Here is a 16,307-nt window from a genome sequence, read left to right on the forward strand (position 1 = left end):
GCAGCCCCGTGCGGCCTAACGCTAACGCTGTCACCTATTCCCTGTCTCACAACAGGGGTGCAGTCCATGGCGCTGTTCCCCTACTGCCCTACTCCCTACTGCCTTACTCCCATACTGCCCTATTCGCCCCAGACGGCGAGCTCGTTGCCGGCCGGGTCGGTGAAGTGGAACCGCCTGCCGCCCGGGAAGGAGAAGATCGGCTTGACGATCGCGCCGCCGGCATTCTCAACCGCGTTGAGCGTCTCCTCGAGATTTTCGGAATAGAGCACGGGCAGCGGTTTGGCCGACGCTTCGCCGGCATCGGCCTGGAAGCCGCCGTCGAGCCCCTCGCCAAAAGCGGAATAGGTCGGCCCGTAGTCGGTGAACGACCAGGAAAACACCGCGCTGTAGAAGGATTTGACGCTGTCCAGCGTCCCGCCGGTGGCCGGCAGTTCCAGATAGTCGAGTTTTCCGTTGAGTTTCATTGCGCTACTCCACTTTGTTCTTGTTGTGTTCTATATCGCGGGGGCCGATACCGGCAAGTCTTTTTGACGCAGCTTTTGCTTAATCGATTGTAGCGGCGGCGCTTGCTTTGCCGACACCTTGCCTTTCGCACTGCAGCATCCTATCGCTCGGATCGGAAGGGCGGGGAACCGGGCTTTGGTCCGGGTGTTGTCTATCTTCCAAGGACCTGGAGGGCGAGTATGACCAAGTGGGTTTACACCTTCGGCGACGGCGCCGCCGAAGGCCGTGCCGGCGACCGCAACCTTCTCGGCGGCAAAGGCGCCAACCTGGCCGAGATGTGCAGCCTCGGCCTGCCGGTGCCGCCGGGCTTCACCATCACCACCGATGTCTGCAACGCCTATTACGCCAACGGCCGCACCTATCCGGCAGCACTTGAGACGGATGTCCTGTCGGCGCTCGACCATATCGGCAAGATCACCGGGCGCTGTTTCGGCGACCCGTCCAAGCTGCTCCTGGTCTCCGTGCGCTCCGGCGCCCGCGCTTCGATGCCCGGCATGATGGATACTGTGCTCAATCTCGGCCTCAACGACGAGACGGTCGAGGCGCTGGCGGCCGATTCCGGCGATGCGCGCTTTGCCTATGACAGCTACCGCCGCTTCATCCAGATGTATTCCGACGTCGTCATGGGCCTCGACCACGAGGTTTTCGAGGAAATCCTCGAGGACCGGAAGGCGAGCCTCGGCCACGAGCTCGACACCGAGCTGACGGCCATCGAATGGCAGGGCGTGATCGCGCTCTACAAGGCGAAGGTCGAGGAAGAGCTCGGCAAGCCGTTTCCGCAGGACCCGCGCGAGCAGCTCTGGGGCGCCATCGGCGCCGTGTTTTCGAGCTGGATGAACAACCGCGCCATCACCTACCGGCGCCTGCACGACATCCCGGAAAGCTGGGGCACGGCGGTCAACGTCCAGGCCATGGTGTTCGGCAATATGGGCGACACCTCCGCCACCGGCGTTGCCTTCACCCGCAACCCCTCGACCGGCGAGAAGCAGCTCTATGGCGAATTCCTCGTCAACGCCCAGGGCGAGGACGTGGTGGCCGGCATCCGCACGCCGCAGAACATCACCGAGGCGGCGCGCATTAACGCTGGCTCCGACAAGCCGTCACTGCAGAAGCTGATGCCGGACGCCTTCCAGGCCTTCGTTGACATCTCCGACCGGCTGGAGAAGCACTACCGCGACATGCAGGACCTCGAATTCACCATCGAGCGCGGCAAGCTGTGGATGCTGCAGACCCGCTCCGGCAAGCGCACCGCCAAGGCGGCGCTGAAGATTGCCGTCGAGATGGCCAAGGACGGGCTGATCACGCAAGAGGAGGCGGTCGCCCGCATCGATCCCGCCTCGCTCGACCAGCTCCTGCACCCGACCATCGATCCGAAGGCCGCGCGCGATGTCATAGGCATGGGCCTGCCTGCCTCTCCCGGAGCCGCCACCGGCGAGATCGTCTTCTCCTCGAGTGACGCCGAGGACGCCAAGGCGCAAGGCCGCAAGGCGATCCTGGTGCGCATCGAGACCAGTCCCGAGGACATTCACGGCATGCATGCGGCGGAGGGCATCCTCACCACGCGCGGCGGTATGACCAGCCACGCCGCCGTGGTCGCGCGCGGCATGGGCAAGCCCTGCGTGTCGGGCGCCGGCTCGCTGCGCGTCGACTACAAGGCCGGCACGCTGATCTCGATGGGCCAGACCTTCCGCAAGGGCGACATCATCACCATCGACGGCGGCAACGGCCAGGTGCTGAAGGGCGCGGTCGCCATGCTGCAGCCGGAACTGTCGGGCGACTTCGCCGCCATCATGGAATGGGCCGACGCCGCCCGCCGCATGAAGGTGCGCACCAATGCCGAAACGCCGCTCGACGCGCGCATGGCGCGCTCCTTCGGCGCCGAAGGCATCGGGCTTTGCCGCACCGAGCACATGTTCTTCGAGGGCGACCGCATCGTCGCCATGCGCGAAATGATCCTGGCCGACACCGAGAAGGACCGGCGCTCGGCGCTCGACAAGCTCCTGCCGATGCAGCGCTCGGATTTCCTCGAGCTGTTCGAGATCATGGCCGGACTGCCGGTGACGATCCGCCTGCTCGACCCGCCGCTGCACGAGTTCCTGCCCAAGACGGAAGCCGAGCTCGCCGAGGTCGCTTCCGCCATGAACGTGTCGGCCGACAAGCTCAGGCAGCGCACCGAGGCGCTGCATGAGTTCAACCCGATGCTCGGCCATCGCGGCTGCCGGCTCGCCGTCTCCTATCCGGAGATCGCCGAGATGCAGGCGCGCGCCATTTTCGAGGCGGCGGTCGAAGCCGGCCGCAAAGCCGGCGCGCTTGTCGTGCCCGAAATCATGGTGCCGCTGGTCGGCCTGGTGAAGGAGCTGCAATACGTCAAGGCGCGCATCGATGCGGTCGCGCAAAGCGTCATGCAGGAAACCGGCACGAAGATCGACTACCTCACAGGTACGATGATTGAGCTCCCCCGCGCGGCCATCCGCGCCCATGTCATTGCCGAAGCAGCCGAATTCTTTTCCTTCGGCACCAACGATCTGACGCAGACGACCTTCGGCATCTCGCGCGACGACGCTGCCTCCTTCCTCGAGACCTACCGGCAGAAGGGCATCATCGAGCAGGATCCGTTCGTTTCGCTCGATGTCGACGGCGTCGGCGAGCTGGTGCGGATCGCGGCGGAAAAGGGCAAGGCGACGCGGCCCGGGATCAAGCTCGGCATCTGCGGTGAACATGGCGGCGACCCGGCATCGATCCGTTTTTGCGAGGAGGTCCGCCTCGACTATGTGTCGTGCTCGCCCTACCGGGTGCCGATTGCGCGGCTGGCCGCCGCACAGGCGGCTGTGGCGGCCGCGAAGGACAAGGCAAAGCGCGCCTGAGCGGCGCGCCGGCACCTTACGATTTTGTATGGAAACTCACGCGAACGTGCGCGTGACGGTTCCCAATCCAGACATCGTTCCGAAGCAGTTTCTGGTTCCGAATTCCTTGGTGCCAGAAACAGATGTTGCCGATTTCCCCCACCTCTTTCCGGTCGATCCTGATCCTGCAGACCAAATTCGTCGGCGACATCGTGCTCGCCTCGACATTGGCCAAGAACCTGCAGCTCGAATATCCTGGCGTCAGCATCGTCTTCCTCTGTGAGGCGCGCTTCGCTGGCTTCCTCACCGCGCACGGCATCGCGGCCGAAGTCGTCACCTTCCGCCGCGCCCAAATGCGCGGCACGCCGCTGCAGCGCGGGCGCGAGTTGCTCCAGATGGTGCGCGAGTTGCGGCAATACCGCTTCGACATGACCATCGACATAACCGACTCGAAAACGTCGCGGATTCTTTCCGGCCTGGTCGATGCTCCGGTCCGGCTGGGTTACCACCCGACGGAACGGCGCATGCGCTGGTATGAACGCCAGCCTGCCAATGTCAGGATGAGGCCCTTCGCTTTCGGCGAGCGGCACTATCTCCACCGTTATCTGTCGCCGCTCGAGGCGCTTGGCGTGGACCTGCGGGTCAGGGCGCCGGCCATCCGCCCGCTGCCCCTCGAAACGACGCGGGTCCTCGCCTTGCTGGGCAAATATCGTCTGCGGCCCCAAGGCTTCGTGGCGGTGCATGCCGGAGCAAGCTTCCCCGGGCGCCGCTGGCAGCCCGAGCGATTTGCCGCCGCGATCGACCGGATATCGACGGAAACCGGCATGGACGTCGTTTTGGTCGGCGGTCCCGACGAAAACGAGGCGACGGACAAGATCATGACGGCCGCGAAAACGTCGGTCGTCAATCTGGTCGGCGCGCTCCCGCTCGAAACGCTGCTGGCGCTGTTCAAGGAAGCGAGGCTGTTCGTCGGCAATGAGAGCGGCCCGATGCATATGGCGGCGGCGGCCGGTACTCCCGTCGTCGGCCTGTTCGGCCTGACCGATCCGGCTCAGTGGGGACCTGTCGGCGTTCCCAGCATCTCGTTGCGGCCGCCGATGCCTTGCGGTTGCGTCGGCGGCGACTTGTGCCGGCGCATCGATCCGAGCAAGGCATGCTGTGTCTGGCGCCTGGACGTGGATAGCGTGGTCGATGCGGTGCGCGAACTTCTGGCACGGACCGAGGTGGCGCTGGAGCAGGCAGTCTAATGCATGGCAACGACATGCATAAAAACAACCGGCCCGCGCAAATTGTCGCGTGGTTGGTTTTCGGATGCGAGCCGTCCCGATTTTCGCCTAGATGCGGGTCTTGTTGACGCAAGCTTGCGTTGAACGGTTGGGCATGCCGGGCTTGGGACGAATGACGGGTTTATTTCGGAAATCGCTTTGCGCGCTCGCTTTGTCGGTCGGGCTGGCCTCGGTTGGCAATGCCGCGGCGCTAGTCGAGCCGACATTGCATCTGAAGCAGCAACGGGACGGCGGGAGCGTAGCGCTCACGCTCGACGCCTGTGGCGGCAAGACCGATACGCGCATTCTCTCGGCGCTGGTCGAGAATAGCATCCCCGCGACCATCTTCGTCACCGGCATCTGGCTGAAGCGCAACGCCGCCGCTGTCGAGATCCTGCGCGCGCATCCGGACCTGTTCGAACTCGAAAATCACGGCGGCCGCCATATCCCGGCGGTCGACACGCCGCGCAAGATCTACGGCATCAGCAGCGCCGGCAGCCCCGATGCCGTCCAGGCCGAGGTCGAGTCCGGCGCCGCAGCGCTCGCCAGCGCCGGCGGCCCGGCGCCGAAATGGTTTCGCGGCGCCACCGCCGAGTACAGCCCGTCGGCGATCGCGATGATCCGCAAGTTGGGCTTCAAGATCGCCGGCTTTTCCCTCAACGGCGACGGCGGCTCGCTGCTCGGCGCCAAGGAAACCGCCCGGCGCATCGCCGCCGCCAGGGATGGCGACGTCATCATCGCCCACATCAACCAGCCGACCCATGCGGCGGGTGAGGGCGTCGTCCAGGGCCTGCTGGCCCTGAAGCAGAAGGGCATGACCTTCGTTCGCCTGGACGATGCTGAGGACGTAGGCAACGACGGCACGACGGATTGATCCGTGCGCGGACGGCTGGGAATTGTACTCTTCTGAAGCTCGCAAGCTTTCGAGATAGGCCGCTGTCCCGCCGGCATTTCGGATTCCTGCACCGCTGCGGCGCTCAGAAAATCACGGCAGGATCCCAGGTCCTCGCGACGAAGCTGACGCTCCTGCTACGCCTGGGACAAGCGCTTCGGCAATCTCGAATAGTTGCGATGGGTCCCCTGCCAACGGTGAAGCGCGTGTGATCGGCGATGCGTCCCCGCAACTTGCGATCAATCCGCCACGCCTTCGACCGTGACCTTGCTCGTATAGAACGCGCCGTGATCGCGGATTTCGGTCATTTCGTCGAAGGGCTGCTCATAGGCCCACATCGCGTCCTTGCCGCTTTCGCCGGCCGGCAGGACGCTCCAATAGCTCGCGTCGCCCTTGTAGGGACAATGCGTCGAATGATCGGTCCTGGCGAGCTTGGTGAAATCGATGTCGTCGAAGGGAATGTAGAAAACCGCCGGGTAGGGCGGTTCCGACAACAGCCTGGCGCGGGTCGACCTGGCGACGACGACATCGCCGGCGCGCACCGTGACGGCGCCGCGGTAAGGTTCGATCGTTATCACCTTGTCTGGATTGCGTTGAAAGCCGGGGGCGGGGTTGGCGCGCTTGTCCATGACGGTTCTCCTTACTCCACCATAAGGTGTGGCGGATGAGCGCCTCGCGCAAGACCGAGCCATGGCGCGAAATCGCGCCCAGACGAAATAATGTTCTAAGCGAAGCCGACAGTCAGGCGGCGGCCTTGAACGCGTCCATGAGGCCCGCATAGGCAGCGGCGATGCCGGCGACCGGATTGGTGCTTCTCGCTGCTGTCTCGACCTTCAGCGCGCCGCCCGAGGTCGGCAGCGTCAGCAGCAGAAACTGGCGGTTGCCGCCGTCTCCGACGCATGCAGCCGCGACATGCTGGGCCTCGCCTTCATTGTCGACGCACATTCTGAACAGCAGCGTTCCACCGACAGCCTCCAGTGCGCCGCCGACGACTTCGGCAAATTCATCGTCGGAAACGGTTTTGGAGTCCGGCGTCAGATCGTCCAGACTTTCGGCAAGCGTGCTTTCGAGGGCTTTGTCGTCGAGCTGCGCGTCCATGCGAACCTCTCCATCCGCCAATCTCACCCAGCCCATTAATCAAACTTAACGCTGACGATGGCCGGATTATGGCGGATTTCACGGTTCGTTCGATCCATCCACCGCCTTGGACTTATGGCGGCTGGACAATCCGCCGGATCATTCCACAATGCGTGAAACAATAACGCGAAAGCGCGAAAAAGGGGAGGAACCGAGATGCTCGGACTGATGCAGGAATGGCCGCTGCTCTGCCACAAGCTGATCGATCACGCCGAACGCCAGCACGGCGGGCGCGAGATCGTATCGCGCTCGATCGAAGGCCCGATCGTTCGCACGACTTTTGCTTGCATCCGTCACCGGTCGCTCAAGGTGGCGCAGCGGCTGGAGCGTGACGGCTTCGGGCTGGGCGACCGCATCGCCACGCTTGCCTGGAATACCGCCCGCCATATCGAGGCCTGGTACGGCATCATGGGCATCGGCGCGATCTACCACACGCTCAATCCGCGGCTCTTTCCCGAGCAGATCGCCTGGATCATGAACGACGCCGAGGACAGGGCGATCTTCGTCGACCTGACCTTCGTGCCGCTGCTGGAAAAAATCGCCCACGGGGTCAAGTCGCTCAGACAAGTGATCGTGCTGACCGATCGGGCGCATATGCCGCAAACCTCCTTGCCGAATGCTGTAGCCCATGAGGAATGGCTGGCCGAGGCCGACGGCGCCTTCGCCTGGAGGAGCTTCGACGAGAACACCGCCGCCGGCATGTGCTACACCTCCGGTACGACCGGCGACCCGAAAGGCGTCCTCTACAGCCACCGCTCGAACGTGCTGCACGCCATGATCGCCGCCATGCCCGATGCCATGGGTGTTTCGACGCGCGACGTCGTCCTGCCCGTGGTGCCGATGTTTCATGCCAATGCCTGGGGCCTCGGCCAGACCGCGCCGATGATCGGTGCCAAGCTGGTCATGCCCGGCTGCAAGATGGACGGCGCCTCGATCTATGAACTGCTCGACACCGAAAAGGTCACCTTCAGCGCGGCGGTGCCGACGGTGTGGATGATGCTGCTGCAATATCTCGAGGAGACTGGCAAGAAATTGCCCTATCTCAACAAGGTCGTCATCGGAGGCTCATCCTGCCCGCGCGCCATCACTGCAAAATTCCAGGACAAATACGAGGTTCAGGTCGTGCATGCCTGGGGCATGACCGAAATGTCGCCGCTCGGCACGCTGTGCACCATGAAGCCGGAATATGAAGGGCTGACGGGCGATGCCCGGCTCGATATCCAGGGCAAGCAGGGCCATCCTCCCTTCGGCGTCGAAATGAAGGTGACCGACGACGAGGACAATGCGCTGCCCTGGGACGGCAAGACCTTCGGGCGTCTCAAGGTGCGCGGCCCGGCAATCGCGCGCGCCTATTACGGCGGCGTCGGCGCCGGGCAGTTCGACGCCGACGGCTGGTTCGACACCGGCGACGTCGCCCATATCGACGCCAGCGGCTATATGCAGATCACCGACCGCTCCAAGGATGTCATCAAATCGGGCGGCGAATGGATCTCCACCATCGATCTCGAGAATCTCGCCGTCGGCCATCCCGATGTGGCGGAGGCCGCGGCCATCGGCGTGCCGCACTCCAAATGGGGCGAACGGCCTTTGCTGGTCGTCGTGCGCAAGCCGGGCAAGGAGCCGAGCAAGAGCGACATCCTCACCTTCATGAGCGGCAAGGTGGCCAAATGGTGGATGCCCGACGACGTCGCCTTCGTCGGCGAAATTCCCCACACGGCCACCGGCAAGATCCAGAAGACCACCTTGCGCCAGCAATTCAGGGAGTATCGGCTGCCGACGGATTGAGGAATATATTCAATCGGCGATTCCACCGAACGCTGAACTGCGCTAACTCTCGGCGCGGGTTGGGGTGATGCGGCAGATGATGGCTACAATTCCTGAACGGCAGACGTCGAGCGCGGCCGGCTGGTCGCGGCGGATCGGGGCATTCTCGCTCGTCCTTTTGCTGACCGTCGTTGCCGGCTACCGGCTCGACCTTGTCGACACGCCGCCTTTCCTGTGGGTGCTGGCGCTCGTCGCGCTGCTTGCGGCGCTCGCGCTGCTGCTCGCCGGGCTTGCCCTGTCGAAGCTTTGGAATTTCGGCGATCGCGGCGGCCGCGATCTCAGCATCGGCGCGCTGCTGGCGCTGCTGGTGCTTGCCCCTTTCGGCATCGCCGCCTACTGGGCGACGATCTATCCGCCGCTGCGCGACATCTCGACAGACCTCGACGACTTGCCGGTGCTGGACACCGGCGACCGGACGGGCGACATGAACGCGCTGTCGCCGCCGACCCCCGGCGAGCAGAGCCTGCAGGCGGAGGCCTATCCGCTGGTCACCGGGCGCAGTTACAACCTGCCCTTCGAAACCGTGGTCGATGCGGTCGAGACCGTTCTCGACCGGCGCGACTGGCAGCTGACCGCGCCCTATCCCGACATCAGCGGGCAGAGCGAGGCGACGATCAACGCGGTCGCCCGGGGCTTTGTGCTCGGGCTGCCGGCCGACGTCGCCATCCGTGTCGCCGACGACGGCGAGCAGGTCATCGTCGACATGCGCTCGGCTTCGCGCTACGGCCGCTACGACCTCGGCGACAATGCCGCCCGCATCACCGATTTCCTCGGCGAACTCGATCAGGAGGTCGCCGGCCAGGTCGGCGCGGCGCCGGCTGAGTGATTAACCGGCAGGGCTGAAAATGCCGTCGATCGCCGGGTCGCCTCCGGTGGCGACGAGGCCTCGGGCCACCAGGTCCTCGAGATGGGCAAGCACCGAGAGGCCGGCGGCGCCGTGCAGCCGCGGATCAGTGTCGCGATAGATCGCCGCGACCATTTCTTGAATCCTCCTGTCGCCGCTGCGGATGCGCTCCAGGATCGCCCGCTCGCGCATCTTGCGATGCGTCTTCAGCCCGCGCATGAACATTCGCGGCGCGGTGACCGGCCCGCCATGGCCGGGCAACAGCAAACGGTCGCCGCGCTCGATCAGCCTGTCGAGCGATTTCATGTAGTCGGCCATCGCGCCGTCTGGGGGCGCGACGATGGAGGTTGCCCAGGCCATGACATGGTCGGCCGAAAACAGGACGCCGGTCCCTTCGAGCGCAAAGGCCGCGTGGTTGGCGGTGTGACCGGGCGTCAGCACCGTGCGGATCGCCCAGCCGTCGCCATGGATAAGGCTGCCCTCCGCCAGCGCGACATCGGGCGCGAAGCCGAGGTCGGCGCTGGCGTCGAGCGGGTTGACCTCGCCGATGCGCAGTGGCCGTGCCGGCCGGTGTGGGCCCTCGGCGAGCACGGTGGCGCCGGTGCGCTCTTTCAGCCGCGCCGCGAGCGGCGAATGGTCGCGGTGGGTGTGGCTGACGAAGATGTGGCTGACTGGCTGGCCGCCGATCGCCGTGAGCAGCGTTTCGAGATGCTGATCGTCATCTGGCCCCGGATCGATCACGGCAAGCGTGTCGCGGCCGACGACATAGCTGTTGGTGCCGTGGAAGGTGAACGGGCTTGGATTTCTGGCGGTGATGCGCAGAACGTCGGGCGCAACAGCGACCGACTGGCCATAGGCGGGATCGAAGCGTGTGTCGAATTCAAGTGCCATGCCGGGCCCTGCTGCTCGCGCGGCAAAATGATTGCCGCGTCCTCCGGAAGCCAATATAGGAAAATCAATGCATGTCGCCCAAAAGTGCGCAGCGGTTTTGGGAGAACGACATGCATCAAGACAAAGTTTTTAAAGCGCGTCGCCTGAATCCGTTCTGCGCGACGCGTTTTAAAGCCAGCAAATCAGCCACAACGGGGAAGACCATGGCAACTGCAACCACGATGCGTCCGCTCGTTTCTCTCGCTCTGCCCGACCAGGGCGCGGCCCGGCTCGCCACGCAGCTCTTTCTGGCGCTTGTCGGAACTCTGCTCCTCACGCTATCGGCGAAGACGAAAGTGGTGCTCGGCCCGGTCGACATCTCGCTGCAGACGCTTGCCGTCCTGCTGATCGCCTCGGCCTTCGGCATGCGCCTCGCCGTCGCCACCCTCATCCTCTACCTCGCCGAAGGCGCGATCGGCCTGCCGGTCTTCCAGGGCACGCCGGAGAAGGGCATCGGCATCGCCTACATGCTGGGCTCCACCGGCGGCTATCTCGCCGGCTTCGTGGTGATGGCGGCGATCGCCGGCTGGGCCGCCGATCGCGGCTGGGACCGTCATCCGGTGAAGCTGTTCGGCGCCATGCTTGCCGCCGAGATCATCATGATGGCGATGGGCTTTGCCTGGCTGGCGGCCCTCATCGGGCCGGAAAAGTCGTGGCAGTTCGGCGTCGCGCCGTTCATCGCCGGCGATCTGATCAAGGTGGCTTTGGCCGCCAGCCTGGTGCCGGCCGTCTGGGCGCTGCTGCCGAAGCGGCCCTGAAAAATGCGTTCGAACGGAACCAGCAAAAAGCCGGCGCTCACCCGCCGGCTTTTTGTTTGGACGGCGTTGACGCATCGGTGCCCGCCATCTGGCCGAAATCAGCGGGACGGCTGTGCGCTGCCTCAGCCGGAGATTGACAAGCCAGTTCGCGAAACCTAAGCACGGGCAGCTTGCGGGGCCGGGGGGTTCGGCAACTCAAGGAGACCTTCTTGAAAGGAACTATCCTTGCTGGAGACAGGGGAACGCTCCTTTGTCCGGTAGTATTAGGGAAATCTAACGGAATACTCAGCCAGCCGTTTAAGTGGCTTTGCTCCGTAGGGGCGCGTTGTTCGATGCTCCACGCACGCACCACGCTGCCGCAGGCTGTGTAAATTGATGTCGGTTTGCCTGACTTGCGCCGGGCCGACTTTCTCCGGAAAGGATGGCCAAGCGTGACTTTGAAGTTCGGCACCAGTGGACTGCGCGGTCTCGTCAGCGAGCTTCGGGGGCCGCCGGCATTTATCTACACAGCCGCTTTCGTTCGCATGCTCCAGGATCGGGGCTCGTTGAAGGAAGGCTCGAAGGTCTATGTCGGGCGTGATCTTCGCGCCTCCAGTCCCGAGATCGCGCAGCTTGTTCATGCGGCGATAGCCGGGGCCGGGCTGGTGCCGGTCGACTGCGGAGCGTTGCCTACGCCCGCGCTCGCGCTTTACGCCAACAGCGAGAATGCGCCGGCAATCATGGTCACCGGCAGTCACATTCCCGAAGACAGAAACGGGCTCAAATTCTACCGGGCGGACGGCGAGATCGACAAGCGCGATGAGGGCGACATTGTCGAAATCCACGCGGGCATGAAGGATACGGTCCCCCCACGGTCGCCGGTTGAACCCGCGCGGTTGGGCGCCGAGCCGTCGCGCCGCTACGCCGAACGGTTTCTCGGCTTCTTTGAGAAGGGCAGCCTTTCTGGGCTGCGCGTCGGCGTCTACCAGCATTCGTCCGTGGCGAGAGACATCATTGTCGACATTCTTCGCGGGCTTGGGGCCGAAACGATACCCCTGGGCAGGGCCGACCATTTCATTCCGGTCGACACCGAAGCGCTCAGGCCGGAGGATGTGGCGCTACTCAAGGACTGGGCCGCGGCAGAGCGGTTCGACGCGATCGTGTCAACGGATGGCGACAGCGACAGGCCGCTCGTCGCCGACAACAGCGGCATTTTCGTGCGCGGCGATCTGGTCGGCGCAATCACCGCGCGTTTCCTGGGCGCCGACTGCGTCGTCACACCGGTCAGTTCCAATTCAGCCCTCGAACGTTGCGGGTATTTCGCGAGGGTTCTTCGCACACGCGTGGGATCGCCCTACGTCATCGAAGGTATCGGCACAGCTCTCGCCGAGGGCGCAAGACTTGTCGTGGGGTTCGAGGCGAATGGCGGCGTTCTCCTGGGTTCGACTGTCGAGAAGGACGGGCGCAGCCTTCCGGCCTTGCGAACGCGGGATTCGCTATTGCCAATTCTTTGCGTGCTTTCAGCGATTGCGACGACCGGCCGCCCGCTCGCGCGGATCGCGGCCGACTTTCGCTTTCTTGCCGGCGCAAGCGGCCGGCTCGAAGGTGTGCCGAGCGAGAACAGCGCGTCCTTTCTCGGCAAGCTGGCAACTGACGCGGCCTATGCCGACAAAATCTTCGCGGTTCTCGGCGGCGTCGCCAATATTGACAACCGTGACGGTGTGCGTATCACCGCCCGCAACGCAGAAGTTGTGCACTTCCGCGCGTCGGGCAATGCTCCCGAATTGCGGTGCTACGTCGAAGCAGAAGCGCAACCCCGCGCGGACGAATTGCTCGAGTGGGGCCTCGCTCTCGGCCGAGCTCAAATCTTGGAAAGTTGAAGTTTGATCAACATCGTTCCTGTCATCATAAGCGGCGGTGTCGGTTCCCGGCTCTGGCCGATTTCCCGCGCCCTGCACCCAAAACCCTTTATCCCGCTGCCGGAGGGCGGGACGCTCATCCGCAAGACCTTCGCCCGCGCCGTGGAACTCGAAGGCGTCGATCATGTCGTGACGGTCACCAACCGTGATCTGTTGTTTCTCACGGCGGATGAATATGCCGAGGTGGCCGCGCCAGGCGTGAAGAACACGTTCCTGCTGGAGCCGTTCGGCCGCGACACCGCGGCCGCGGTCGCGCTCGCGGCATTGCATGTCGCGCGTAAGAACCCGGACGCCATTCTCGTCGTGCTTCCCGCGGATCACCTGATATTGGATCAGGCCGGCTTCCGCGCCAGCGTGGCGAAAGCGGCGTCGCTTGCGGCTTCGGGCCGGATCGTCACGTTCGGCGTGAAGCCTGACCGCCCTGAAACAGGCTTTGGCTATGTCGAGGCCGAGGGGGATAAGGTCCTTCGGTTCGTGGAAAAGCCGAATGCGGCGACAGCCGCCCAATTCATCGCCAGCGGCCGTTTCTTCTGGAACTCGGGCATGTTCTGTTTTACGGCCCGCTCGATGCTCGAAGCCATGCAGGACCTGTGCCCGGATGTCTTGTCCAGTGCGCGCGCGGCACTCGAGAAAGGCAGGGCAAGCGATGCGAGGGATCGGCTTACCGTTGAAGTGGACAGGGACAGCTTCGCGGCTGTTCCCGCCGTTTCCATCGACTATGCGGTGATGGAGAAGGCAAGCAACGTGGGGTTCGTTCCCTGCGGTTTCGATTGGTCGGACATCGGCTCATGGTCCGTGCTGTCGGAGCTTGTTTCGGCCGACGACAGGGGCAACCGAGCTACCGGCGAAGCAATCCTGCACGACGCGGCGAACTGCTACGTGCACAGCGAGGACCGGCTGGTCGGTCTGGTCGGCGTCTCGGACCTTTTGATCGTCGACACGCCGGACGCGCTTCTGGTCGCGCACAAGGACAAGGCGCAGGAAGTGAAGGACCTCTATAACCGCCTCAAGGCGGACGGGCACGAGACCGCGACCCTGCATCGCACCGTGCACCGCCCGTGGGGCACCTACACCGTCCTGGAGGAGGGGCATCGCTTCAAGATCAAGCGGATCGAGGTGAAGCCGAACGCCCGCCTCAGCCTCCAGGCGCATCATCACCGCTCCGAACACTGGGTTGTGGTGAGCGGGACAGCGAAGGTCGTCAATGGCGAGAGCGAGATCCTGCTTACGACCAACCAGTCCACCTATATCCCCTGCGGCCACAAGCATCGCCTGGAAAACCCGGGTATACTGCCGCTCGTCATGATCGAGGTGCAAAGCGGGGAGTATCTGGGCGAGGACGACATCGTGCGTTTCGACGATGTTTATGGACGCGCCTGACGATTCATTGGCCGGCGAGGCCGGCAATCATCAGTTACATCGGAAGCATTAGATGACAAAGACAGCATTGATAACCGGCATCACCGGGCAAGACGGCGCCTATCTGGCGGAGCTTTTGCTTGAAAAGGGTTACGAGGTCCACGGACTTGCACGGCGGTCGAGCACGGCCGACGTCAACACGACGCGCCTGAAATGGCTGGGCATCGAGAAGGATGTCCGGATCGTCGACGGAAATCTGACGGACCTGTCTGGCCTGGCGCGGACGATGCGCGACGTAAGGCCGGATGAAGTCTACAATCTTGCCGCTCAATCCTTCGTCAAATCCTCATGGCAGCAGCCGATCCTGACCGGCAACGTCACCGGCATGGGCGTGACCAACGTGCTCGAAGCGCTGCGCCTCGAAATCCCCGAGGCGCGTTTCTATCAGGCCTCGTCGTCGGAAATGTACGGCCTTATCCAGGAGCCGATGCAGTCGGAGGCCACGCCCTTCTACCCGCGCTCCCCTTATGCGGTCGCGAAGCTTTATGGCCACTGGATCACCGTCAACTATCGCGAAAGCTTCGGCCTGCACGCTTCGAGCGGCATCCTGTTCAATCACGAATCGCCGCTTCGCGGCATCGAGTTCGTGACCCGCAAGGTCACCGACGCGGTCGCGCGTATCAAGAAGGGCATGGCCAGGGAATTGCGGCTCGGCAACATCGACGCCAAGCGCGACTGGGGCCATTCGAAGGACTATGTCCGCGCCATGTGGCTGATGCTGCAGCAGGACCAGCCGGACGACTATGTCGTCGCTACCGGCAGGACGACGACCGTGCGCGACATGTGCCGCATTGCCTTCGAGCATGTGGGGCTGAAGATGGACGACCACCTTGTGATCGATCCCGACCTGTTCAGGCCGGCGGAAGTCGAAGTGCTGCTTGGAAATCCGGCCAAGGCCAAGGCAAAGCTGGGCTGGGAGGCGACGATCTCGCTGGAAGAGATGATTTGCGAAATGGTGGATGCGGATCTTGAGCGGCATGCCAACCCGCCGAGACGCGGGTGATCGGAAAGCCCCTTGCCAACATGGTCGGTACGTTGACGCATCGCATCCTGGTAACCGGCGCCGGCGGGTTTGTCGGCACGGCGTTGTTGCAGTTGCTGGAGCGGGAGCACGCTGGCTGCAAGGTATTCGTGCTCGGTCATGGCGAGGGCCGGCGAAACCCGATCGATTTGCGGGACCGGGAGGCGATCGATGATGCCGTGCGCGAAATCCAACCCACCGCGCTTGTCCATTTGGCCGCGGTCGCGGCTCCTTCCGATGCACGCAACGAGCCGCGGCATGCCTGGGACGTCAATGTGACGGGGACGATGAATCTGGCCGAATCCGTGATGCGCCATGCTCCGGAGGCGAGGTTCGTCTACGTTGGCAGCTCGGAAGCCTACGGAGCCTCTTTCCAGAACGCGGCTGGTCCCCTGACGGAAAACGCCCCGCTCCGACCGGTGAACGTTTACGGCGCCACCAAAGCGGCAGCCGACCTGATGATCGGGCAGATGTCCTATGATGGCCTGCGCGCCATTCGCTTTCGCCCGTTCAACCACACCGGCCCTGGCCAGTCCGACACCTATGTGGTCTCCGATTTCGCGCGCCAGGTCGCCGAAATCCTATCGGGCAAGCGCGAGCCGGTCATTCATGTCGGAAATCTCGAAGCCGAGCGCGACTTTCTCGACGTTCGCGACGTCGTGCGCGCCTATGCGATCGCCGCGATCCAGGACACTAAGACCGGGGCTGACTGTGTCTATAACATCGCGTCCGGGCAGGCTCGCAAGATTCGCGCTATCCTGGACGCGCTTATTGCGCAGTCGGGCATCGAGATCGAAGTGCGCGCAGACCCGCAAAGGCTTCGACCGAACGAGATCCCCGTCGCTTGCGGTGATGCATCAAAAGCACGCGAAAGATTGAACTGGGCGCCTTTGGTATCGTTTGAGCAAACATTGGCCGACGTTTTGGGTTATTGGCGTCGAAATTGTACCCCCCGCTGACGACGCGCCACGC

At 63.9% G+C, this 16,307-nt stretch carries 14 protein-coding genes; 10 read left to right on the forward strand and 4 right to left on the reverse strand.

The window, feature by feature from the left end:
• Positions 1–119 precede the first annotated feature (119 nt).
• Complete coding sequence (locus tag RFM40_RS07385) at positions 120–464, reverse strand: VOC family protein (protein ID WP_320277338.1); 345 nt, start codon at positions 462–464, stop codon at positions 120–122.
• 219 nt (positions 465–683) lie between these two features.
• Here RFM40_RS07385 and ppdK point away from each other — a divergent pair, with 219 nt between their 5' ends.
• From ppdK to RFM40_RS07400, 3 genes are all read left to right on the forward strand, one after another.
• Complete coding sequence (gene ppdK / locus RFM40_RS07390; RefSeq protein ID WP_320277339.1) at positions 684–3,368, forward strand: pyruvate, phosphate dikinase; 2,685 nt, start codon at positions 684–686, stop codon at positions 3,366–3,368.
• A gap of 122 nt (positions 3,369–3,490) precedes the next feature.
• Positions 3,491–4,594 carry a glycosyltransferase family 9 protein gene (locus RFM40_RS07395; RefSeq protein ID WP_320277340.1) on the forward strand — a complete coding sequence of 368 codons (1,104 nt, stop codon included), beginning with the start codon at positions 3,491–3,493 and terminating at the stop codon, positions 4,592–4,594.
• Between the two features lie 151 nt (positions 4,595–4,745).
• On the forward strand, positions 4,746–5,486 hold the full coding sequence (locus tag RFM40_RS07400) for a polysaccharide deacetylase family protein (protein WP_320277341.1): 741 nt from the start codon (positions 4,746–4,748) through the stop codon (positions 5,484–5,486).
• 257 nt (positions 5,487–5,743) lie between these two features.
• Here RFM40_RS07400 and RFM40_RS07405 read toward each other — a convergent pair whose 3' ends face one another.
• Together RFM40_RS07405 and RFM40_RS07410 are read right to left on the reverse strand one after the other, a co-directional pair.
• Complete coding sequence (locus tag RFM40_RS07405; RefSeq protein WP_320277342.1) at positions 5,744–6,133, reverse strand: DUF427 domain-containing protein; 390 nt, start codon at positions 6,131–6,133, stop codon at positions 5,744–5,746.
• Positions 6,134–6,245: 112 nt separating this feature from the next.
• On the reverse strand, positions 6,246–6,602 hold the full coding sequence (locus RFM40_RS07410; RefSeq protein WP_320225623.1) for a hypothetical protein: 357 nt from the start codon (positions 6,600–6,602) through the stop codon (positions 6,246–6,248).
• 195 nt (positions 6,603–6,797) lie between these two features.
• On the opposite strand from RFM40_RS07410, the gene RFM40_RS07415 reads away from it, so the two are divergent.
• A complete protein-coding gene (locus RFM40_RS07415; protein WP_320277343.1) occupies positions 6,798–8,426 on the forward strand; it encodes a fatty-acid--CoA ligase in 1,629 nt (542 codons plus the stop codon).
• Positions 8,427–8,505: 79 nt separating this feature from the next.
• Entirely contained in the window at positions 8,506–9,291 is a 786-nt protein-coding gene (locus tag RFM40_RS07420; RefSeq protein WP_320225621.1) for a DUF1499 domain-containing protein, read from the forward strand.
• Here RFM40_RS07420 and RFM40_RS07425 read toward each other — a convergent pair whose 3' ends face one another.
• Positions 9,292–10,200, reverse strand: coding sequence for an MBL fold metallo-hydrolase (locus RFM40_RS07425; protein WP_320277344.1), 909 nt, complete (start codon positions 10,198–10,200; stop codon positions 9,292–9,294).
• A 203-nt stretch (positions 10,201–10,403) separates the two neighbouring features.
• On the opposite strand from RFM40_RS07425, the gene RFM40_RS07430 reads away from it, so the two are divergent.
• From RFM40_RS07430 to RFM40_RS07450, 5 genes are all read left to right on the forward strand, one after another.
• Positions 10,404–10,997, forward strand: coding sequence for a biotin transporter BioY (locus tag RFM40_RS07430; protein ID WP_320277345.1), 594 nt, complete (start codon positions 10,404–10,406; stop codon positions 10,995–10,997).
• Positions 10,998–11,428: 431 nt separating this feature from the next.
• The gene (locus tag RFM40_RS07435; protein WP_320277367.1) at positions 11,429–12,856 is read left to right on the forward strand and encodes a phosphomannomutase; all 1,428 of its coding nucleotides are present in this window, start codon (positions 11,429–11,431) and stop codon (positions 12,854–12,856) included.
• A gap of 6 nt (positions 12,857–12,862) precedes the next feature.
• Positions 12,863–14,275, forward strand: coding sequence for a mannose-1-phosphate guanylyltransferase/mannose-6-phosphate isomerase (locus RFM40_RS07440; protein WP_320277368.1), 1,413 nt, complete (start codon positions 12,863–12,865; stop codon positions 14,273–14,275).
• Between the two features lie 52 nt (positions 14,276–14,327).
• On the forward strand, positions 14,328–15,317 hold the full coding sequence (gene gmd, locus RFM40_RS07445) for a GDP-mannose 4,6-dehydratase (protein WP_320277346.1): 990 nt from the start codon (positions 14,328–14,330) through the stop codon (positions 15,315–15,317).
• Positions 15,314–16,294, forward strand: a complete 981-nt coding sequence (locus RFM40_RS07450; protein WP_320277347.1) for a GDP-mannose 4,6-dehydratase — start codon at positions 15,314–15,316, stop codon at positions 16,292–16,294. The genes gmd and RFM40_RS07450 overlap by 4 nt, the downstream gene beginning before the upstream one ends.
• Positions 16,295–16,307: the final 13 nt, after the last annotated feature.

The sequence above is a fragment of the Mesorhizobium captivum genome, assembly GCF_033977165.1.
Taxonomy (GTDB): Bacteria; Pseudomonadota; Alphaproteobacteria; order Rhizobiales; family Rhizobiaceae; genus Mesorhizobium; species Mesorhizobium captivum.